The organism is Azospira sp. (assembly GCF_030247495.1).
Taxonomy (GTDB): Bacteria; Pseudomonadota; Gammaproteobacteria; order Burkholderiales; family Rhodocyclaceae; genus Azospira; species Azospira oryzae.
Window position 1 is genome coordinate 272,946 of the sequence record NZ_JAOTRW010000004.1, and the last position, 22,488, is coordinate 295,433.

At 68.4% G+C, this 22,488-nt stretch carries 14 protein-coding genes; 10 read left to right on the plus strand and 4 right to left on the minus strand.

Annotated elements, in window-relative coordinates; translation table 11 throughout:
• Positions 1-10 precede the first annotated feature (10 nt).
• Together tkt and gap are read left to right on the plus strand one after the other, a co-directional pair.
• Positions 11-1,996 (plus strand): transketolase, encoded by a 1,986-nt coding sequence (gene tkt / locus OEL49_RS07210; RefSeq protein ID WP_287874322.1) that lies wholly within the window; start codon positions 11-13, stop codon positions 1,994-1,996.
• 61 nt (positions 1,997-2,057) lie between these two features.
• Positions 2,058-3,086 (plus strand): type I glyceraldehyde-3-phosphate dehydrogenase, encoded by a 1,029-nt coding sequence (gene gap / locus OEL49_RS07215; RefSeq protein WP_014236648.1) that lies wholly within the window; start codon positions 2,058-2,060, stop codon positions 3,084-3,086.
• Between the two features lie 141 nt (positions 3,087-3,227).
• Here the strand turns inward: gap and OEL49_RS07220 are convergent, their stop codons facing one another.
• Positions 3,228-3,797, minus strand: a complete 570-nt coding sequence (locus OEL49_RS07220) for a hypothetical protein (RefSeq protein ID WP_287874323.1) — start codon at positions 3,795-3,797, stop codon at positions 3,228-3,230.
• Positions 3,798-4,043: 246 nt separating this feature from the next.
• Between OEL49_RS07220 and OEL49_RS07225 the strand changes: the two genes are divergently transcribed.
• The 5 genes from OEL49_RS07225 to OEL49_RS07245 all read left to right on the plus strand — a co-directional run bounded on the left by OEL49_RS07225 (position 4,044) and on the right by OEL49_RS07245 (position 13,823).
• On the plus strand, positions 4,044-5,090 hold the full coding sequence (locus tag OEL49_RS07225) for a type I glyceraldehyde-3-phosphate dehydrogenase (RefSeq protein ID WP_287874324.1): 1,047 nt from the start codon (positions 4,044-4,046) through the stop codon (positions 5,088-5,090).
• Positions 5,091-5,133: 43 nt separating this feature from the next.
• Entirely contained in the window at positions 5,134-6,318 is a 1,185-nt protein-coding gene (locus OEL49_RS07230) for a phosphoglycerate kinase (protein WP_287874325.1), read from the plus strand.
• 199 nt (positions 6,319-6,517) lie between these two features.
• Positions 6,518-7,726 carry an efflux RND transporter periplasmic adaptor subunit gene (locus OEL49_RS07235; protein WP_287874326.1) on the plus strand — a complete coding sequence of 403 codons (1,209 nt, stop codon included), beginning with the start codon at positions 6,518-6,520 and terminating at the stop codon, positions 7,724-7,726.
• A 6-nt stretch (positions 7,727-7,732) separates the two neighbouring features.
• The gene (locus tag OEL49_RS07240) at positions 7,733-10,804 is read left to right on the plus strand and encodes an efflux RND transporter permease subunit (RefSeq protein WP_130460076.1); all 3,072 of its coding nucleotides are present in this window, start codon (positions 7,733-7,735) and stop codon (positions 10,802-10,804) included.
• Between the two features lie 196 nt (positions 10,805-11,000).
• Entirely contained in the window at positions 11,001-13,823 is a 2,823-nt protein-coding gene (locus OEL49_RS07245; protein ID WP_287874327.1) for a PAS domain S-box protein, read from the plus strand.
• Positions 13,824-13,883: 60 nt separating this feature from the next.
• Here OEL49_RS07245 and OEL49_RS07250 read toward each other — a convergent pair whose 3' ends face one another.
• The 3 genes from OEL49_RS07250 to mutL all read right to left on the minus strand — a co-directional run bounded on the left by OEL49_RS07250 (position 13,884) and on the right by mutL (position 17,128).
• Complete coding sequence (locus OEL49_RS07250) at positions 13,884-14,258, minus strand: TfoX/Sxy family protein (RefSeq protein WP_014236641.1); 375 nt, start codon at positions 14,256-14,258, stop codon at positions 13,884-13,886.
• Between the two features lies 1 nt (position 14,259).
• Positions 14,260-15,207: a tRNA (adenosine(37)-N6)-dimethylallyltransferase MiaA gene (gene miaA, locus OEL49_RS07255; protein ID WP_287874328.1), complete on the minus strand. Its 948-nt coding sequence runs from the start codon at positions 15,205-15,207 to the stop codon at positions 14,260-14,262.
• A gap of 67 nt (positions 15,208-15,274) precedes the next feature.
• Entirely contained in the window at positions 15,275-17,128 is a 1,854-nt protein-coding gene (gene mutL, locus OEL49_RS07260; RefSeq protein WP_287874329.1) for a DNA mismatch repair endonuclease MutL, read from the minus strand.
• Between the two features lie 156 nt (positions 17,129-17,284).
• Between mutL and OEL49_RS07265 the strand changes: the two genes are divergently transcribed.
• From OEL49_RS07265 to OEL49_RS07275, 3 genes are read left to right on the plus strand one after another with little or no spacing between them, the layout of a single operon-like run.
• Positions 17,285-19,003, plus strand: a complete 1,719-nt coding sequence (locus OEL49_RS07265; RefSeq protein WP_287874330.1) for a putative bifunctional diguanylate cyclase/phosphodiesterase — start codon at positions 17,285-17,287, stop codon at positions 19,001-19,003.
• 7 nt (positions 19,004-19,010) lie between these two features.
• Complete coding sequence (locus tag OEL49_RS07270; protein ID WP_287874331.1) at positions 19,011-22,010, plus strand: PAS domain S-box protein; 3,000 nt, start codon at positions 19,011-19,013, stop codon at positions 22,008-22,010.
• 25 nt (positions 22,011-22,035) lie between these two features.
• Entirely contained in the window at positions 22,036-22,482 is a 447-nt protein-coding gene (locus OEL49_RS07275; protein WP_014236636.1) for a response regulator, read from the plus strand.
• The last annotated feature ends 6 nt before the right edge of the window (positions 22,483-22,488 follow it).

Here is a 22,488-nt window from a genome sequence, read left to right on the forward strand (position 1 = left end):
TCCGGTGACCATGCAATTCAATCCCCTCACCAGCGCCATCCGTGCCCTCGCCATGGATGCGGTCCAGAAAGCCAATTCCGGTCACCCCGGCATGCCCATGGGCATGGCCGAAATCGCCGAAGTCCTGTGGCGGCGCCACATGAAGCACAATCCGGCCAACCCCCGGTGGGCCGACCGGGATCGCTTCGTGCTATCCAACGGCCACGGTTCCATGCTGCTCTACAGCCTGCTGCACCTGACCGGCTACGACGTCTCCATCGACGACCTGAAGAACTTCCGCCAGCTGCACAGCAAGACCCCTGGCCACCCGGAAGTGGGCTACACCCCCGGCATCGAGACCACCACCGGCCCCCTGGGCCAAGGCATCACCAACGCCGTGGGCCTGGCCCTGGCGGAAAAGATCCTGGCGGCTGAGTTCAACCAGCCCGGCCACGACATCGTGGACCACCACACCTACGTCTTCCTCGGCGACGGCTGTCTCATGGAAGGCGTCTCCCACGAAGCCTGCTCCCTGGCCGGCACCCTGGGCCTAGGCAAGCTGATCGCCTTCTACGACGACAACGGCATCTCCATCGACGGCCACGTCGAAGGCTGGTTCACCGACGACACCCCGAAGCGCTTCGAAGCCTACGGCTGGCAGGTCATCCCCAATGTGGACGGCCACAACGCCACCGCCATCGAGGCCGCCCTGCTGCAAGCCAAGGCCGAGGGCAACAAGCCCACCCTGATCTGCTGCAAGACCAAGATCGGCATGGGCTCCCCCAACAAGGCCGACAGCCACGACGTGCACGGCGCCCCCCTGGGCGATGCGGAAATCGCCGCCACCCGGGCTGCCATCGGCTGGAACCACGCCCCCTTCGAAATCCCCGCCGACGTGTACGCCGCCTGGGACGGCAAGGCCAAGGGCCAGGCCGCCGAAGGCCAGTGGAACGAACGCTTCGCCGCCTACGCTGCCGCTTTCCCGGCCCAGGCCGCCGAATTCCAGCGCCGCATGGCCGGCAAGCTGCCCGCCAACTGGCAGCAGACGGTGGATGCCTACATCGCCGACACTGCAGCCAAGGCCGAGAACATCGCCACCCGCAAGGCCAGCCAGAACGCCATCGCCGCCCTGGTGCCCAACCTGCCGGAAGTGGTGGGCGGCTCCGCCGACCTGGCCGGTTCCAACCTGACCCTGTGGAAGGCCGCCAAGGGCGTCACCCGCAAGGACGGTGGCAACTACGTCTATTACGGCGTGCGCGAATTCGGCATGACCGCCATCGCCAACGGCCTGGCCCTGCACGGTGGCCTGATCCCCTACACTGCCACCTTCCTGGTGTTCTCCGACTACGCCCGCAACGCCATCCGCATGGCGGCGCTGATGAAGCAGCGCCAGATCATGGTCTACACCCATGACTCCATCGGCCTGGGCGAGGACGGCCCGACCCACCAGCCGGTGGAACACGTGCCTTCCCTGCGCCTGATCCCCAACCTGGACGTGTGGCGTCCCGCCGACTCCACCGAGACCGCCGTGGCCTGGGCCAATGCCGTGGAACGCCATGACGGTCCTTCCGTCCTGGCCCTGTCCCGCCAGAACCTGCCCAATGTCACCGCCGGCATCAGCGCCGAGACCATCCGCCGCGGCGGCTACGTGCTGTCCGAGGCCAAGGGCGAAGCCCAGGTGGTGCTGATCGCCACCGGCTCCGAGATCAAGCTGGCCCTGGATGCCCAGAAGGCCCTGGGCGACGAGGGCATCGCCGCCCGTGTCGTCTCCATGCCCTGCGTCGAAGCCTTCGAACGCCAGGACGCCGCCTACCGGGAACAGGTGCTGGGCACCTGCCGCAAGCGCGTCGCCATCGAAGCCGCCCACTCCGGCCTGTGGCACAAGTACGTGGGCCGTCACGGCGCCGTGGTCAGCATCGACCGCTTCGGCGAGTCCGCCCCCGCCGGCAAGCTGTTCGAGATGTTCGGCTTCACCGTGGCCAACGTGGTGAAGACCGTCAAGGAAGTGCTGGAATAAAAGGAAGGGGTGCCCCGGCCACGGGGCGCGTCAGGTTTTTTAGATAGAGGAGAGAAGTGCCATGGCTATCAAGGTTGCCATCAACGGTTTCGGTCGTATCGGTCGCTGCACCCTGCGGGCGATCTACGAGCAGGGTCTGCAGAATGAGTTCGACGTGGTTGCCATCAACGCCTCCGGCGACCTGGCCACCAACGCCCACCTGCTGAAGTACGACACCACCCACGGCCGCTTCGGCACCTCCGTGGAGACCGAGGGCGAGAACTGCATCATCATCGATGGCAAGAAGATCCCCTTCTACTCCACCAAGAACCCCAAGGACATCGACTGGTCCAAGCACGGCGTGGAAGTGCTGCTGGAATGCACCGGCGCCTACACCACCAAGGAAAAGGCCCAGGCCCTGCTGCAGCAGGGTGCCAAGCGGGTGCTGATCTCCGCCCCCGGCGGCGACGACGTGGACACCACCATCGTCATGGGTGTTAACGAAGGCGTGCTCAAGGCCGACATGACCGTGGTCTCCAACGCCTCCTGCACCACCAACTGCCTGGCCCCCGTGGCCAAGGTGCTAGCCGAGAGCGTCGGCATCAAGCAGGCCCTAATGACCACCGTGCACGCCTACACCAACGACCAAGTAACCGTGGACGTGCGCCACAAGGACCTGCGCCGCGCCCGTGCCGCCGCCGCCAACATCATCCCCACCAAGACCGGCGCCGCCAAGGCCGTCGGCCTGGTGCTGCCCCAGCTGGCCGGCAAGTTCGACGGCTTCTCCCTGCGCGTGCCCACCATCAATGTCTCCCTGGTGGACCTGACCTTCACCGCCGAGCGCGCCACCACCAAGGAAGAAATCAACGAGCTGATGACCGCCGCTGCCAAGGGCCCCCTGAAGGGCATCATGGCGGTGAACAACGAGCCCCTGGTTTCCTCCGACTTCAACCACACCACCGTCTCCTCCACCTTCGATGCCACCCAGACCCGGGTCATCAAGGGTGCCGACGGCTCCGTGCTGGTGAAGGTGCTGGCCTGGTACGACAACGAGTGGGGCTACTCCTGCCGCATGCTGGACGCCGCCCGCGCTTGGATGGCCGCCAAGTAAGCAACTCCGCCGACGGCAAAAAGCCGCCTGGGAGCATCTGCTCCCAGGCGGCTTTTTTATTGCTGCAGCGACTATCGGGGCCAGGGGGCGCGGCAGGCCCAACCATGGGCGGCCCGACGGCACCGCCCTCGCCGCCCAGGCTCAGGAAGGACTGCCCGACTTGCCGTTCACGGCCGCCTGCAGCAAGGCGTAGGCGGCAATGCCGGCAGGGGACTGGCCATTGCCCAGACCATCGCCCTGGCCGCCGGCGGCCGCACCGCCCTGGCTCTGGCTGAGCCTGGCCATGGTGGCATCCTGCAGGGTGGTGGCATCGGGATGGGCCTCATCCTTGGCCAGCAGGCGCTCCCGCATCTTGCGGGCGATATCCGACTCGATCGCCTCCCGCTTTTCCGGCGGCAGAGCGGCCAGGTCTTCCTCGCTCATGCCCATTTCCTTGAGGATGGCGTCACGCATGTGCTCGGCCGGACTCTTGTCCAGGTATTCCTGCAGCTGGGCCCGCAATTCCTCGCGGCGGGCCTGGGCAGCGGCATCGGCCTTGTCCTCGGCCGTTTCCACCCGGCTGGAAGTGTTGGCGCCGGCTGACGGATTGGCACCTTCCGTCAGGCCGGCTTGAGGCGATGCCTGCAATGCGGCCGCTTCGGCCTCCTGGCCGCGCTTTTTCGCCGTCAGGCTCTGCAGGCTGAGTTGGTTATAGAGGGAATCGATACGCATGGTCATACGCTCCATAGGTGCTATGGCCACCCTTAATGCAAACGGCGTACCAGAATGTAAATTCCCTTTGAGAACAAAGGACTTTGCCGATCTGGCGAATATTTGCCGCCTGCCCGGGGCAAAAAAATGACGGCAAGGTTGGCCGCCAGCGGCCATCCTTGCCGGGCAAAACCCTGTCCGCCTCTCGGATTTAGGGCCGCAACCCTGTAAAATCACGGCCTTCATCCATTTCCTCCCTGGCCCCCCGTGTCCGGCTCCCTCCCCCCCCTTCGTCTCGCCATCAACGGCTACGGCCGCATTGGTCGCTGCTTTCTGCGGGCCCTGCATGAACGGGGACTGGCGGAGCGTTTCCAGGTGGTGGCCATCAACGAGCCGGCCAACAGCGAGAGCATCGCCTACCTGACCCGCTTCGACTCCACCCACGGCCGCTTCCCCGCCCCGGTGGAACTGCAGGACGGCACCCTGGTCATCGACGGCCGCAGCATCCAGCTGACCCATGCCGACACCCCCGAGGGAGTGGACTGGCGCAGCCTGAAGGTGGATCTGCTGGTGGAATGCTCCGGCCAGTACAGCAACCGGGCCGGCCTGCGCCGCTTCCTCGAAGCCGGCTGCCCCCGGGTGCTGCTCTCCCACCCGGCCAACAGTGCTGCCGACGTGGATGCGACGGTGGTCTATGGCCTCAACCACGGCCGCCTCAACGGCGACGAGCGCATCGTCTCCAACGCCTCCTGCACCACCAATGCGGTGGTGCCGGTGCTGGAACTGCTGGACCGGGAGCTGGGCCTGGAACAGGTGCTGCTGACCACCCTGCATTCGGTGATGAACGACCAGCCCCTGGTGGACGGCTACCACCACAGCGACCTGCGCCGCACCCGCTCCGCCATGCAGTCCATGATCCCCGTCTCCACCGGCCTGGCCCGGGGCGTGGAGCGCCTGCTGCCGGGCCTCAAGGGCAAGGTGCTGGCCAAGGCCATCCGGGTGCCCACCCTCAACGTCTCGGCCATCGACCTCACCGTGACCCTGGCCCAGGATGCAGACGTGGCGGGTCTCAACGCCCTGCTGCAGATCGCCTCCAACGGCCCCTGGAAGGGCGTGCTGACCACCTCCGCCGCCCCCCACGCCTCCATCGACTTCAACCACGACCCCCATTCCGCCATCGTGGACCTGAGCCAGACCCGGGCCGGCGGCGCCCGCCTGTTCAACCTTTTCATCTGGTTCGACAACGAGTGGGGCTTCGTCAATCGCATGGTGGACGTGGCCGAGCACTGGCATGCCGGCTGGTCCCAGTCCTGAACAAGCTTCGTCCCATCACCAAATTCAACGCTAGGAGACTTCCATGAACGTTCTCAAACTCGCCGACCTGGATGTGAAGGGCAAGCGCGTCTTCATCCGCGCCGACCTCAACGTACCCCAGGACGAGACCGGCCGCATCACCGACGACACCCGCATCCGCGCTTCCGTGCCGGCCATCCAGATGGCCCTGGAAAAGGGCGCCGCGGTCATGGTCACCTCCCACCTGGGCCGTCCCACCGAAGGCGAGATGAAGCCCGAGGACAGCCTGGCCCCCATCGCCCACCGCCTGGCCGAGCTGCTGGGCCGCAAGGTGCCGGTGATCGACAACTGGGTGGACGGCGGCTTCGAGGTGAAGCCCGGCGACGTGGTGCTGCTGGAAAACTGCCGCGTGAACAAGGGCGAGAAGAAGAACAGCGACGAACTGGCCCAGAAGATGGCCAAGCTGTGCGACGTCTACGTAAATGACGCCTTCGGCACCGCCCACCGGGCCGAAGCCACCACCCACGGCATCGCCAAGTACGCTCCCGTGGCCTGTGCCGGCCCCCTGCTGGGCGCCGAGCTGGACGCCCTGGGCCGGGCCCTGGAAAACCCCAAGCGCCCCCTGGTGGCCATCGTCGCCGGCTCCAAGGTCTCCACCAAGCTGACCATCCTCAAGTCCTTGGCCGGCAAGGTGGACCAGCTCATCGTCGGCGGCGGCATCGCCAACACCTTCATGGTGGCCGACGACCTGCCCATCGGCGAATCCCTGGCCGAGCTGGACCTGGTGGAAGAAGCCCGCAACATCATGGACATGATGGACGAGCGCGGCGCCTCCGTGCCCATCCCCGAAGACGTGGTGGTGGCCAACGAACTGTCCGTCCATGCCCGCGCCAACCGGGTGGACGCCAACGACGTGCAGCCCGACGACATGATCCTGGACATCGGCCCCAAGACCTCCGCCAAGCTGGCCAGCATCATCGCCCACGCCGGCACCATCGTCTGGAACGGCCCGGTCGGCGTCTTCGAATTCGACCAGTTCGGCGGCGGCACCAAGATGCTGGCGGCCGCCATCGCCCACTCCCCGGCCTTCTCCATCGCCGGCGGCGGCGACACCCTGGCGGCCATCGCCAAGTACGGCATCGAGAAGCAGATCGACTACATCTCCACCGGCGGCGGCGCCTTCCTGGAATTCCTCGAAGGCAAGAAGCTGCCCGCCGTGGAAGTGCTGGAGCAGCGCGCCAACGGCTGATCCTGCAGCCCGGCACCTGCCATGGAAAGGCGGCCTCCGGGCCGCCTTTTTACATTTTGCAACGTTTGCCCCGGCCGGGGCCCGGGGTGGCGATGGAGTAGAATTGCCCGCTGCCAAATTGCCGCCGCCCTTTCGCCTGCCGCCCTGTCGCCCGCCGCCGCGCCACGCCGGCGGCAGGCCGGAACCACGAGACTCCGCCATGCCCCACCGCAAACACCGCTACGCCGTCATCGCCCTTGCCGCCGCCGGAATCGTCGGCCTGGGCTGGGTCGCCTACAACGCCAACCGGGCTCCCGGCGGACCCCAGGCCCCGGCTGCGGCCGGCGCCAAGGCGGGCGACGCCGGCGCCCCGGCAGCGCCCCTGCCGGTGGAAACGGCGCTGGCGGCGCCCCAGAACATCACCGACGAGGCGGCGGCGGTGGGCACCCTGCGCTCCAACGAATCCGTGGTGCTGCGGCCGGAAACGGCGGGACGCATCGCCAGCATCGGCTTCAAGGACGGCGTGCCGGTGGCCAGGGGCACGGTGCTGGTGGCCCTGGATGCGGCCACCCAGGAGGCGGAACTGCAACAGGCCAAGGCCAACCACGCCCTGGCCGTGACCAATTTCAAACGCACCGAGGAACTGCTGGCGAAGAAGTTCATCAGCCAGCAATCCCTGGACACCACCGCCGCCAACCTCAAGGTGCAGGAGGCGGCGGTCGCCCTGGCCGAGGCCAAGCTGGCCAAGACCCGCATCCGGGCGCCCTTTGCCGGCGTCGTCGGCATCCGGGAGGTGAGCGTCGGCGACTACGTCAAGGAAGGGGCGGACCTCATCAACCTGGAGGACATCCGCACCCTGAAGCTGGATTTCCGCCTGCCCGAGCTGTACCTGAGCCGCCTGCAAAAAGGCCAGGCCGTGGAAGTGAGCGTGGACGCCCTGCCCAACCAGGCCTTCAAGGCGGTGCTGGACGCGGTGGATCCCCTGGTGGATGCCAACGGCCGCGCCATTTCCCTGCGCGCCCGCCTGGACAACCCGGAGCTCAAGCTGCGGCCCGGCATGTTCGCCCGGGTGCGCCTGCTCTTCGGCAACCGGGACGGGGTGCTGATGATCCCCGAGCAGGCCATCGTCTCCGGCGGCGGCAAGCAGACCGTGTTCCGCATCGAGGAGGGCAAGGCGAAGAAGGTGGAAGTGAAGACCGGCCTGCGCCGCAACGCCCAGGTGGAAATCCTCTCCGGCCTGGCGGCGGGGGACCGCATCATCACCGCCGGCCAGCTCAAGGTGCAGGACGGCAGCCCGGTGAAGGCCGTCGATACAGTCCCCCAGCCGGCCCAGGAGGCAGAAGGGACGGGCATCTCCAAGCCCCCTGCCGCCACCGCCGCGCCCCAGGCCGCCCCCGGGCCGGCCGCCGCGCCGGCCAAGCAGGGATAAGCCGCCATGCTGCTGTCCGACATCTGCATCCGCCGCCCGGTGTTCGCCACCGTGCTCTCCCTGGCGGTGATGCTCATCGGCCTGGTCTCCTACCAGCGCCTCTCGGTGCGCGAATACCCGAAGATCGACGAACCGGTGATGACCGTCACCACCACCTACCGGGGCGCCTCGGCGGAAATCGTCGAATCCCAGATCTCCAAGCCCCTGGAGGATTCCCTGGCCGGCATCGAGGGGGTGGATGTGCTGACCTCCATCTCGCGCCAGGAAAGCAGCCAGATTTCCGTGCGCTTCCGCCTGGAGCGCAATCCGGATTCCGCCGCCTCGGACGTGCGCGACCGGGTCTCCCGGGTGCGCAACCGGCTCCCCGACGACATCGACGAGCCGGTCATCGCCAAGGTGGAGGCCGACGCCAGCCCGGTCATCTGGCTCGCCTTCTCCTCCGAGAAGCATTCGCCCCTGGTGGTCACCGACATCGCCAACCGGGTGGTCAAGCCGCGCCTGCAGACCCTGCCCGGGGCCGCCGACGTGCGGGTCTTCGGCGAGCGCAAGTTCGCCATGCGCATCTGGCTCGACAAGGACCGCCTGGCGGCCCACCAGATCACCGCCCAGGAGGTGGAGGACGCCCTGCGCACCCAGAACGTGGAAGTGCCCGCCGGCCGCATCGAGAGCCGCCAGCGGGAATTCGCCGTGCTGGCCCAGACCGACCTGAAGGAACCGGAACAGTTCGCCGCCATCGTGGTGAAGACGGTGAACGGCTACCCGGTGCGCATCCGGGACCTGGGCCGGGTGGAGATCGGCGCCGCCGCCGAGCGCACCAACGTCCGCTTCGGCGGCAAGCCAGCGGTGAGCCTGGGCCTGATCAAGCAGTCCACCGCCAACCCCCTGGACCTGTCCCGGGCCCTGCGGGCAGAGTTGCCGAAGATCGCCGCCGAGCTGCCCGACGGGCTGAAGGTGGAAATCGCCTATGACTCCTCGGTCTTCATCGACCGCTCCATCGAATCGGTGTTCTCCACCATCGGCGAAGCGGTGATCCTGGTGCTGCTGATCATTTTCTTCTTCCTGCGCAACCTGCGCGCCACCCTCATTCCCCTGGTCACCATCCCGGTGTCCCTGATCGGCGCCTTCGCCCTCATGTTCGTCCTCGGCTTCACCATCAACACCCTGACCCTGCTGGCCCTGGTGCTGGCCATCGGCCTGGTGGTGGACGACGCCATCGTGGTCCTGGAGAACATCTACCGCCACATCGAGGAAGGCATGCCGCCGATCCAGGCCTCCCTCCAGGGGGCCAAGGAAATCGGCTTCGCCGTGGTGGCCATGACCATCACCCTGGCCGCCGTCTACGCCCCGGTGGCCTTCATGACCGGCCGCATCGGCAAGCTCTTCATCGAATTCGCCCTGACCCTGGCCGGCGCCGTGCTGGTCTCCGGCTTCGTCGCCCTGACCCTGTCGCCCATGATGTGCTCGGTGCTGCTGCGGCACGAGGAAAAGCACGGCAAGGCCTTCGTCGCCATCGAGAATTTCCTCAACTGGCTCAACGCCGGCTACCGCCGCATCCTCGGCGCCGCCCTCGACCGGCGCTGGATCGTCCTGGTGGGATTCGCCGCAGTGGCCCTGGCCTGCGTCGGCATGCTCAAGCTGCTCAAGTCTGAGCTTTCCCCCATCGAGGACCGGGGCGTCATCTTCGGCATCTTCAACGGCCCCGAGGGCGCCACCCTGGAATACACGGACAAGTACGCCCGCCAGATCGAGAAGATCTACGCCGGCATTCCCGACGCCGCCAACTACTTCGTCGTCTCCGGCAATCCCATCGTCTCCCAGGGCTCCGCCATCCTGCGCCTGAAGGACTGGAAGGAGCGCCAGCACAGCTCGCCGGAAATCGCCAAGCAGCTGCTGCCCCGCTTCCGGGACATCCCCGGCGTCATGGCCTTCCCGGTGACGCCGCCCTCCCTCGGCCAGAGCGCCCGGGAGCGGCCGATCAACTTCGTCATCGTCAGTTCCGCCTCCTACCAGGAGCTGCAGGCCACCACCACCAAGTTCCTGGCGGCAATGGCCAAGAGCCCCCTGTTCCTCAATGTGGACACGGACCTCAAGCTCAACCTGCCCCAGCTCTCCGTGGCGGTGAACCGGGACAAGGCGGCGGACCTGGGGGTGCCCGTGGAAACCGTCGGCCGCACCCTGGAGACCATGCTCGGTGGCCGCCAGGTGACCCGCTTCAAGCGGGACGGCGAGCAGTACGACGTGATCGTCCAGGTCAGCGACGCCGACCGCGCCAATCCCCGGGACATCAGCGACATCTACGTGCGCGGCAAGAGCGGCGAGATGATCCCCCTGGCCAACCTGGTGCAGGTGGACGAGACCATCAGCCCCCGGGAGCTGAACCACTTCGGCCAGCGCCGCGCCGTCACCATCACCGCCAACCTGGCCCCCGGCTCCACCCTGGGCGAGGGCCTGGCGGCCATGGAAGGAATCGCCGGAGAGGTGCTGCCGGCCGGCTACGCCGTCGATTACAACGGCCAGTCGCGGGAGTTCAAGACCTCCACCGCCTCCCTGGCCCTCACCTTCATCCTCGCCCTGGCCTTCATCTACCTGGTGCTGGCGGCCCAGTTCGAAAGCTTCCGCGATCCCTTCATCATCATGCTGACGGTGCCCCTGTCCATGGCCGGCGCCCTGCTGGCCCTGCTCCTCAGCGGCGGCACCCTCAACGTGTACAGCCAGATCGGCCTGGTCACCCTGGTGGGCCTGATCACCAAGCACGGCATCCTCATCGTCGAATTCGCCAACCAGCTGCAGGAGCAGGGGCGCAACGTCCGGGAGGCGGTGATCGAGGCGGCGGAACTGCGCCTGCGCCCCATCCTCATGACCACCGGCGCCATGGTGCTGGGCGCCATCCCCCTGGCCCTGGCCCGGGGCGCCGGTGCCGAATCCCGTTCCCAGATCGGCTGGGTCATCGTCGGCGGCCTGCTCCTGGGCACCTTCTTCACCCTCTTCGTGGTGCCCACGGTCTATACCCTGATGGCCCGGCGCAAGGGCATGGACCGGGTGGCGGCGGAACAGGCCCGCCACGGCCTGCCCACCTGAGCCGCCCCCGGCCCCGGACGGCCCCGGGCCGTCACCCTGAAAAAGCCGCTGCCCAGCGGCTTTTTTTTCGCCTCCGGAATGCCGACTGGATCAAGAATGGCGACAAAATCCCTGGGGACGGACATGCCATTGAGTTAGCATAAATCCCGCTTTGCCAATGACTTGGCGCCACCTGACTTCGCCACCGGACCCGCCCATGAGCCTCAAGCACAAAATCTGGCTGCTCACCTCCGCCATCATCCTGGGCATCATGGCGGCCGACTTCGCCGTCGGCTACCGCAGCATCGAGGCCGGCATCCGCGACGAGCTGACCCGGGACGCCCAGAACATCCGCGGCATGCTGATGGCCACGCGCCGGGTGTACCACCAGCAGTTCATGGCCAGCGGCCTGCCCATCAACGCCGACACCGTGGGCTTCCTGCCGGCCCACGCCCTCTCCCGCATCTCCGCCGACTTCAAGGAATGGAGCGACAGCGGCCTCTTTTTCAACAACGTCTCCGACCGGCCGCGCAATCCGCAGAACCAGGCCGACGCCGACGAGATGGCGGCCATCGCCTGGTTCCGCGCCAATCCCAAGGCCCCCGACCGGCTGGTGGAAATCCGGGGCCAGGACAACCGCAGCTTCTACCACTACACCGCCCCCATCTGGGTCGAGGCCTACTGCCTGGCCTGCCACGGCGAGCGCAGCCAGGCCCCCGGCTCCATCGGCAACGACTACGACCAGGCCTACGGCTACCAGGTGGGCGACCTGCGCGGCGTCATGAGCATCAAGCTGCCGACGGAGCAGCTGCGCCAGCGGGAATATGGCGCCTGGCTGCACAACTTCCTCATCCGCCTGGGCGGCTACCTGATCCTGCTGCTGACCCTGGGCAGCTACCTCAACCGGGCCTTCGTCGGTCGCCTGGCACGGCTGCAGCGCAGCGTCGGCGACATGGCTGCCGGCAACTACGACACCCGCAGCGACGATGCCGGCGGGGACGAAATCGGCGCCCTGGCCCAGGACTTCAACCGCATGGGCGAAGAAATCCGCCTCCGTACCGAAGCCCTGCAGCAGAGCGAGGCCCGCTTCCGCCGCCTGTTCCAGGAGGCCCCGGTGGGCCTGGCCTACGTGGACCAGGCCGGCACCATCGTGGACCGCAACCGGCGCTGCCTGCAGATGTTCGGCTACTCCGTCGAGGAAATGCCGAGCCTGGAACAGTGGTGGCTGCGGGCCTACCCGGACCCGGACTACCGGGCCCAGGTCATGGCCGACTGGCAGCGGGCGTTGGCCGCTGCCGCCAACCACGACGGCGACATTGCGCCCATCGAGTGCAACGTTACGGTGCGCAGCGGCGAGGAGCGCATCGTCCTCGTTTCCGGCATTTCCCTGGGCGACGACTTCCTCGCCTGCTTCTACGACGTCACCGAGAGCCGCCAGGCCGAACGTATCGCCCGGCAGTACGAGGCCATCGTCCGTTCTTCGGACGACGCCATCCTCAGCAAAACCCTGGACGGCATCGTCACCAGCTGGAACCGGGGCGCCGAGGAGCTGTTCGGCTACAGCGCCGCCGAAATGGTGGGCCGCTCCGCCCTGCACCTGTTCCCGCCGGAGTGCCTGGCGGAGGAACGGGACATCCTGGAACGCCTGCGCCGCGGCGAGACGGTGAAGCACTTCGACACCCGCCGCATCCGCAAGGACGGCCGCATCGTCGACGTCTCGGTCACCATCTCCCCCCTCCTGGACGGCGAGGGCCGGGTTCTGGGCATCTCCAAGATCGCCCGGGACATCACCGCGCGCAAGGCCGCCGAGGCCGAGCTGCAGCGGCACCGCCAGCGCCTGGAGGAGCTGGTGCAGGAGCGCACCCGCCAGCTGGAGGAGCTGAAGGATGCGGCGGAATCGGCCAACGTGGCCAAGAGCGCCTTCCTGGCCAATATGAGCCACGAGATCCGCACCCCCCTCAACGCCATGACCGGCCTCACCCACCTGATCCGCCGGGCCGGCCTCAAGCCCCAGCAGGCCGAGCACATGGACAAGCTGGAGGCGGCCGCCCAGCACCTGCTGGGGGTGATCAACGCCATCCTCGACCTGTCCAAGATCGAAGCCGGCAAGTTCGCCCTGGAGGAGGCGCCCGTCCGCGTCGAAAGCCTGCTCGGCAACGTCGCCTCCTTCCTGCAGGAGCGGGTCCAGGCCAAGGGCCTGGTGCTGCGCACCGAAGCCCAGCCCCTGCCGCCCCACCTGCTGGGGGACCCCACCCGGCTGCAGCAGGCCCTGCTCAACTATGCCGGCAATGCCCTCAAATTCACCGAGCAGGGCAGCATCACCCTGCGGGTGCACACCCTGGAAGAAGGCGAGGCGGACGCCCTGCTGCGCTTCGAGGTGCAGGACACGGGCATCGGCATCCCGCCCGAGGCCATGCACAAGCTCTTCTCCGCCTTCGAGCAGGCCGACAACAGCACCACCCGCCGCTACGGCGGCACCGGCCTGGGCCTGGCCATCACCCGCAAGCTGGCCCAGCTCATGGGCGGCGAGGCCGGTGCCAGCAGCGAGCCGGGCCGGGGCAGCACCTTCTGGTTCACCGCCCGCCTGAAAAAGGGCAAGGAGCGCTACGGCAACGGCGCCCCCCTGGCCGGCGGCAACGCCGAACAGCGGCTGCGCCAGGAGTTCGCCGGCCGCACGGTGCTGCTGGCCGAGGACGAGCCGATCAACCAGGAAATCACCAAGTTCATGCTGGAAGACGTGGGCCTGCGGGTGGAACTGGCACCGGACGGCAAGGTGGCGGTGGAAAGGGCCCGCGGCAACGACTACGCCCTGATCCTGATGGACATGCAGATGCCCCTCATGGACGGCCTCGACGCCACCCGGGAAATCCGCCAGCTGCAACGCCACCGCCAGACCCCGATCCTGGCCATGACCGCCAATGCCTTCGCCGAGGACAAGGCCCGCTGCCTGGGAGCCGGCATGAACGACTTCATCGCCAAGCCGGTGAACCCGGACGTGCTCTACGCCACCCTGCTGCAATGGCTGCTGCAGGACCGCTAAGCGCGGCGCCGGGGCAAACAAAAAGCCGCCTCCCGGCGGCTTTTTCATGGCGCTGCCGGACTAGGCCGGCGGCTTGCGACGCGGCGGGCGCCTGCGGCCTGCAAGGTCACGCCCCCGCAGGGCTGCGGCAAAGGCGCTGCGGGCCCAGGGCAGAAGGGCATGGGGCGCATCCAGGGCCTCGTCCGGGGCCCGGTAGTAGCTCAAGGCCGTGAGCTTGCCCTGACGCGGATAGGTGAAGGGCGGCAGGTCGAGGGCGGTGAATTCGCCCCGGTTGAGGTCGTCCGCCTTCAGCCACAGCTGGTCGTCGATGACGATGGCGAACATGAGGCCGTCGAGAAAGAGGCCGACGCCGCTGAACATGCGCTTGCCCACCACCGGCCCCAGGGGCGCCAGGCTTTCCAGGAGGTAATCCACGTACTCCCGGCTGGCGGCCATGTCAGACCTTCTGCTGTTCCAGAAAGCGGGCCACCCGGGCTTCCACCCGGGCAATCAGGTCCGGCGCCAGGCAGTCGAACACTTCCGCCGTGGGGTCGGAGCGCAGCCAGGTGATCTGGCGCTTGGCCAGCTGGCGGGTGGCGAAGATGCCCCGGTCCAGCAGCTCGGCAGCGGGGGCCTCGCCCTCCAGCACCTCCCAGGCCTGGCGGTAGCCGACGCAGCGCATGGAAGGCAGGCCGGCGTTGAGGCGGTACTTGGCGCGCAGGGCCTGCATCTCGTCCATGAAACCCTGGGCCAGCATCTGGGCGAAACGCTCGGCGATGCGCTGGTGCAGCACCGCCCGGTCGGAGGGGGCCAGGGCCAGGGGCAGCAGGTTCCAGGGCAGGGGTTGCCGCTGCTGCTCGGCCAGCAGGTCGGACATGGGCCGGCCCGTCAGCTGGCAGATTTCCAGGGCGCGGGAGACCCGCTGGGAATCGGTGGGGTGCAGGCGGGCGGCGGTGACCGGGTCCAGCTTGGCCAGTTCGGCGTGCAGGGCCGGCCAGCCGTAGGCCGCCGCCTGCGCTTCCAGTTCGGCGCGCAGGGCCGGGTCGGCTTGCGGCAGGTCGGAGAGCCCCTCCCGCAGGGCCTTGTAGTAGAGCATGGTGCCGCCCACCAGCAGGGGCACCTTGCCCCGGGCGGTGGCCTCGGCCATGGCGGCCAGGGCTTCGTCGCGGAAGCGGGCGGCGGAGTAGGCCTCCTCCGGCGAGATCACATCCACCAGCCGGTGCGGGTAGCGGGCCAGGGTGGCCCGGTCCGGCTTGGCGGTGCCGATGTCCATGTCGCGGAAGACCAGGGCCGAATCGACGCTGATGAGTTCCACCGGGAAGCGGTCGAACAGGTGCAGGGCCGCCGCGGTCTTGCCGCTGGCGGTGGGCCCCATGAGCAGGATGGCGGGGGGATGGGCGCTCATGCCGCCATCCCGACGATTCCTGCCCGGTGCCCGGGACGGGACCTGAAGCCGTAAGCCGAGGGAGCCATCACTGCCCCCGCAGGAAGAGCTTGTCCAGGTCCGCCAGGGACAGCTCGGTCCAGGTGGGGCGGCCGTGGTTGCACTGGTCGGCCCGTTCGGTCTCTTCCATCTGGCGCAAGAGGGCGTTCATTTCCGGCACGGTGAGCAGGCGCCGGGCGCGCACGGCGCCGTGGCAGGCCAGGGTGGCCAGGAGTTCGTTGCGCCGGGCGGTGGAGACCTGGGAAGCCCCGTGTTCCATCAGCTCGGCCAGCAGGCTGCGGGCCAGGTTCACCGGATCGCCGCCGGCCAGCAGCTGGGGCACGGAGCGCAGGGCCAGTTCGTTGGGGCCCAGGGAAGCCAGTTCGAAGCCCAGTTCGGCCATGGTGGCGCCGTGTTCCTCCACCGCCGCCACCTCGTGGGCGCTGGCGGAGAACACCGCCGGAATGAGCAGGGCCTGGGTCGGCACCGCCTTGCTGTCGTAGGCGGTCTTCAGCTTTTCGTAGAGGATGCGCTCGTGGGCGGCGTGCATGTCCACCAGAATCAGGCCCCGGGCATTCTGGGCCAGCACATAGATGCCGTGCAGCTGGGCCAGGGCGTAGCCCAGGGGCGGCGCCTCCTGGCCGGGGGCATCGGCGGCCGCTGCCGGGGCGAAGCTGCCGCCACCGGGGAAGGCGCTGGCAGGGCCCGACCCCTGCCGGGCCGCTGCCGCGAAAGCCAGGTAGGACGAGGCAGACGGCTCGGCCACGCCCAGGCTGCCCTGGCGGGGCGGATTCCAGGCCGGCACGGCCGGGGGGCGTTGCCCATAGCCGCTGTCGGCATGGACAGGGCCGGAAGTCGCGCCGGCATTGCCGCCCAGGGCAGTCAGGCCAGGGGAGGCTGTCTGCACTTCCCGGCTCGGATCGCTGATGACCTGGGACAGGGCCTTATGCACCGCGTGATAGACGAACTGGTGCACCGCCCGGCCGTCGCGGAAGCGCACTTCGGTCTTGGCCGGGTGCACATTCACATCCACCGCCGCCGGGTCGATTTCGATGAACAGGGCGTAGCCCGGGTGGCGGCTGCCGTGCAGCATGTCCTGGTAGGCCTCGCGCAGGGCGTGGGCCAGCAGCTTGTCGCGGACGAAGCGGCCGTTCACGAAGACGTACTGGGCGTCCCGCCCGGGCCGGGACCAGGCGGGCTGGGCGGCGTAGCCGACAATCGACAGCCCCTGGATGCCGGCCTCGACGCGGCGGCATTCAGCGAGGAAATCCTGGCCCAGGATGGCACCGACCCGGCCGGCCAGATCGGCTTTCGGCAGCGACAGGCTGACCCGGCCGTTGTGGGAGAGGGAAAAGGCCACGCCCGGATGAGCCAGGGCCACCCGCTTCACCGCATCGGCGCAGTGGGCGAATTCGGTGCCTTCGGACTTGAGGAATTTGCGGCGGGCCGGGGTGTTGTAATAGAGGTCCCGCATTTCCACCACGGTGCCGGCGGCCAGGGCGGCCGGTTCCGCCTCGCCGCTGCCGTGGGCCGCCAGCTTCCAGGCATGGCCGGCGCCGGCGGCGCGGCTGGTGAGGGTGAGGCGGGCCACCGCCGCCACCGAGGCCAGGGCCTCGCCGCGGAAGCCCAGGGTGGCCACCCGTTCCAGGTCTTCCAGGCTGGCGATCTTGCTGGTGGCGTGGCGGGTCAGGGCCAGGGGCAGTTCTTCCTTGGGAATGCCGCAGCCGTCGTCGCTGACCCGGATCAGTTTCACCCCGCCCTCTTCCAGCTGGATCTGGATGGCCTGGCTGCCCGCGTCCAGGGCGTTTTCCAGCACTTCCTTGAGGACCGAGGCGGGCCGTTCCACCACCTCGCCGGCGGCGATCTGGCTGATGAGAAGGTCGGGCAGGAGGCGGATGGGCATGGCGGCAACGGGGTCGGGGACAAACGGCGAGGGGGCATTATAGCCCCTGCCGAAGTCGGCTCCGGGCGCGGCGTTGCGGCCGCCATGCGGGGCTACCGCCGGTAGCGGAAGTCGCTATAATCGTCCCACACCTGTCATACAACGGCGCCATACCCCATGCCCGTATCGCCTGAGTCTGCACTGCCCCTGCGCGTCCTCTTCGTCGACGACTCCGAACTGGATGTGGAGCTGGCCGCCCGTGCCCTGCGCCAGAGCGGCCACCGCATCGAGTGGACACGGGTGGAGACCGGCGCCGCCATGGAGGAGCAACTGGCCCAGGGCGGCTGGGACGTGGTCATCTGCGACCACAACATGCCCGAGTTCGACTCGGTCTCGGCCCTGGCCCTGCTGCAGTCCCGGGGGGGCGACCTGCCCTTCGTCATCGTCTCCGGCATGATCCCCGACGACATCGCCATCGAGGCCATGCGCCTCGGCGCCCGGGACTTCGTCAGCAAGGACAACCTGAGCCGCCTGGCTCCGGTGGTGGAGCGGGAGATCCGGGAGGCCGGCAACCGGGCCGCCCTGCGCCAGGCCCAGGCCAGCCTGGAACACCTGCTGCGCTTCGACCCCCTGACCGGCATCGCCAACGTGGATTTCCTGCTGGAACACCTGGAACACCGCAGCGCCCCCGAACAGGCCCCCTTCCTCCTGCTGCTGGTGGACATCAACCGCTTCCGCAAGATCATGCACGGCATGGGCATGGTCCTGGCCAACCGGGTGCTGCGGGCGGTAGCCCGGCGCCTCTCGGCCCTCATCGGCGAGGACGATTTCGTCGCCCGGGCCTCCTCCGACCGCTTCGCCCTGGTGCTCTCCGGCATCGCCGACCCGGCCGGGGCCGAGGCCTGGTTCGAGCGCCTGCGGGAAGCCTTCGCTGCCGGCTTTTCCATCCAGGGCCAGGACCTGTACCTGACCTGCAGCATCGGCGCCGCCCTCCACCCCCGCTCCGCCGACAAGGAGAACGAAGGCCTGGACCTCATGCAGCACGCCGAAGCGGCCCTGGAAACGGCCAAGCGGGCCGGCCCCGGCCAGGCCCGCCTCTTCCACGAGCGCATGGCCCAGCCGGAAAAGGGCCGCCTGGTGCTGGAAGCGGCCCTCTACCACGCCCTGGTCAACCACGAATTCGTGCTGCACTACCAGCCCCAGGTGGACCTGGCCACGGGCCGCATCACCGGGGTCGAGGCCCTGCTGCGCTGGCAGAGCCCGGAACGGGGCCTGGTCTCGCCCCTGGAATTCATTCCCCTACTGGAGGAAACGGGCCTCATCGTCCCCGTCGGCGAATGGGTGCTGGGGGAAGCCTGCCGCCAGAGCGTCAAATGGGCCCAGGCCGGCCACCACGACCTGCGGGTGGCGGTGAACCTCTCCGCCCTGCAGTTCCAGCAGCCCCGCCTGGCCGAATCGGTGGCCATGGTGATCCAGCGCTCCGGCGCCGATCCGCGCAACATCGAACTGGAGATCACCGAAAACATCGCCATGAACCAGGAGGAGGAAGTCCTGGACACCCTGCAGCAGCTGCGGGACATCGGCGTCTCCCTGGCCATCGACGACTTCGGCACCGGCTACTCCTCCCTTTCCTATCTGCAGCAGTTCCCGGTGAACCGGCTGAAGATCGACCAGTCCTTCGTCCGCGGCCCGGCCGCCGGCAGCGATCTCTCCATTGCCCGGGCCATCGTCGCCATGGGCACCAGCCTGGGCCTGGAGGTCATCGCCGAGGGCGTGGAAACCGCCGACCAGCGCAGCCGCCTGCAAGAGTGCGGCTGCAGCGAGGGCCAGGGCTACCACTTCGCCCGCCCGGCCCTGCCCGAAGACCTGGCGCCGGCCCTGGCCCAGTGGCGCTGAAGCGGTCATGGCGCTGCCTTCGCTTCTTGCACTCCCCGGCCGGCTGCGGCGCCTCCTTTCCCTTTTTCCCTTCCGCTTCTCCTTCCTGCTGCTGATCCTGGGCCTGCTGTCGAGCCCCCTGGCCCGGGCCCAGAACTATTCCCCCGAGCAGCGCCAGTGGCTGGCCCAGCACCCGGAAATCCGGGTCGGCGCCACGGAAATGCCCAACCTACTGATGCGGGACTTCCGCAGCGGCAGCTACTCGGGCCTCTCGGTGGACATGCTGAAGCTCTACGAGCAGCGCCTCGGCGTGCGCTTCCAGATAGTCTATTACGGCAGCCTGGAAGACATGCACGACGGCATCCGCAACCGGGAGGTGGACCTGCTCTTCGCCGCCGTGCACACCCCGGGACGGGAAACCTACCTGAGCTTCCCCAAGCCCTACGCCGAGCTGGAAACCAAGATCATCGTGCGCCAGGAGACCCTGGGCACCGGCCCCCTCACCCTGGACCAGCTGGAAGGACGCAAGGTGGCGGTGCTGGCCGGCAGCGCCCTGGAGGACCGCCTGCGGCGGGAGTATCCCGGGCTGCACCTGGCCCCCAGCCGGGACGAGCTGTCGGCCCTGACCAAGCTGGCCTTCAGCGAGGTGGATGCGGCGGTCACCGACCTGGGCCGGGTCACCTACTACGTGCAGAAGGAAGGCTTGGTCAATCTGGCCGTGGGCGGCAACACCGGCATCAACTACGCCTTCACCTTCGGCGTGCGCGGCGACTGGCCCGAGCTGACCGCCCTCATGGACCAGACCGCCGCCGCCATTCCGGCCCAGGAAAAGGAACAGGTGCTGCAGCGCTGGCTGCGGGTGGGCAACGCCGGCCCCTGGAACAACCCCAATTTCTGGTGGGTGGCGGGCGGCCTGCTGACCCTCGTCGCCGCGGCCCTGGGGGTGATCCTCTTCTGGAACCGGACCCTGCGCCAGGAAGTGGCGACCCGCACCGCCCAGCTGGACGCCCAGATGGCCGAACTGCTGGAGGTGGACCGGGACCTGCGGGAGAGCGAGGCCCGCTTCCGCGACCTGGCCGAGCTGTCCTACGACTGGTACTGGGAGCAGGACGAGAACTGCCGCTTCACCATGATGTCCGGCGGCGCCTTCCAGAAGGGCCGCCTGCCCCTGGAGCAGTACCTGGGCAAGACCCGCTGGGAACTGCCCCTGCTCGGCGTCACCCCGGAGCAGATGACCGCCCACCGGGCCCAGCAGGAAGCCCACCTGCCGTTCCGGGACTTCACCTACCAGATCGTCGCCGGCGACGGCGAAATCCACTGGTACGTCAGCAACGGCCGCCCGGTCTTCGACGAGCGGGGCCAGTTCCGCGGCTACCGCGGCACCGGCCAGGACATCACCGCCCGCATGCGCACCCAGCAGGCCCTCATCGACAGCGAACAGCGCATCCGGGGCCTGCTCGACAGCACCTTCTCCTTCGTCGGCCTGATGGACCCCCAGGGCACCCTGCTGGAGGCCAACCGCACCTCCCTGGAATTCGCCGGCGCCGCCAAGGAAGAGGTGGTGGGCCGCCCCTTCTGGGACACCCCCTGGTGGGACCGGGACAGCGACAGCCGGGAAACCCTGCGCCAGGCCGTGGCCCGGGCGCGCCAGGGCGAGACGGTGCGCTTCGCCGCCAGCCACCGCACCGCCCAGGGCATCCTGCACTGGATCGACGTCAGCATCACCCCGGTGCGGGACGAGCACGGCCGCGTCATCTACCTCATTCCCGAAGGCCGGGACGTGACCGAGATGCGCCGCACCCAGGAAGCCCTGCGGGCCCTGGTGGAAAACACCGCCACGGTCTATGGCGAGGCCTTCCTCGATTCCCTGGTGCAGCACGTGGCCACCCTCTTCGACGTGGCCTACGCCTTCGTCGGCGAAGTGGACCCGGACGGCTGCCACATCCGCACCCTCTCCAGCTGGACCCACGGCGCCCCCTCCACCAATTTCGCCTACGCCCTGGACGGCACGCCCTGCCAGGTCATGCTCGGCTCCGGCCCGACCCTCTTCCCCCGGGGCATCACCGAGTTGTTCCCGGACAACCGGGCCCTGAAGGAAATGAAGGCGGAAAGCTACATGGGCGCCCCCATCACCGGCAACGGCGGCAAGATCCTGGGCCTGCTGGTGGTGATCGACGACAAGCCCCTGCCCGAGGCCAGCGGCTACCTGCCCATCATCAGCCTGTTCGCCCTGCGGGCCGGCATGGAAATGGAGCGCATGGCCCAGGAACGGGCCATGCGCAGCCTCAACCAGGAACTGGAACGGCGGGTGGCCGAACGCACCGACCAGCTGGCGGTGGCCAACAAGGAGCTGGAAGCCTTCTCCTACTCCGTCTCCCACGACCTGCGGGCGCCCCTGCGCCACGTCTCCGGCTTCGTCAGCCTGCTCGAGGCCGATGCGGACAACCGGCTGTCGGAAGCCAGCCGGCGCTATCTCAACATCATCACCGAGGCCGCCAACCGCATGGGCGACCTCATCGACGGCCTGCTGGCCTTCTCCCGCATCGGCCGGGCCGAAGTGCACAAGACCCCGGTGGACCTCAACAAGCTGCTCCAGGAAGTGATCGACGACCTGGCCCAGGAACCCCGTGCCCCGGCGGTGGATTGGGCCATCGGCAGCCTGCCCCAGGTGCTGGCGGACCGCACCCTGATCCGCCAGGTGCTGGCCAATCTGGTGGGCAACGCCCTCAAGTACTCGCGCAAGCGGGAGCGGGCCCAGATCCACATCGCCGCCGAGAGCGGGGAGCACGAGGGGCGGCCCGAGTGGGTAATCCGCATCGCCGACAACGGCGTCGGCTTCAACATGAAATACGTGGGCAAGCTGTTCGGCGTTTTCCAGCGCCTGCACGGCGCCGCCGATTTCGAGGGTACCGGCATCGGCCTGGCCAACGTGCGCCGGGTGGTGGAGCGCCACGGCGGCCGCACCTGGGCCGAGGCCGAGCCCGACCGGGGCGCCACCTTCTACTTCAGCCTGCCCCGGGACGAATGATGCATAAAGACAATAAGGAGATTCCATGGAACTGAAGCGCATCCTCCTGGCGGAAGACGATCCCCGGGACGTGGAACTGGCCCTGGAAGGCCTGGGTGCCAGCCACCTGGCCAACGAGGTGGAGGTGGTGAACGACGGCGAGCAGGCCCTGGACTACCTCTACCGCCGCGGCCCCTTCGCCGACCGGCCGGCGGGCAACCCGGCCCTGATCCTGCTGGACCTGAAGATGCCCCTGGTGAGCGGCCTGGAAGTGCTGCGGGAGATCAAGCAGGACGAGGAGCTGCGCCACGTGCCGGTGGTCATGCTGACCTCCTCCCGGGAGGAGCGGGACCTGGACGAGGCCTACGACCTGGGCTGCAACGCCTACGTGGTGAAGCCGGTGAATTTCCGCGACTTCATCGACGCGGTGAAATCCCTGGGCCTGTTCTGGGCCGTGCTCAACGAGCCGCCGCCGGGCTGCGTGCACAAGTAGGCTAGA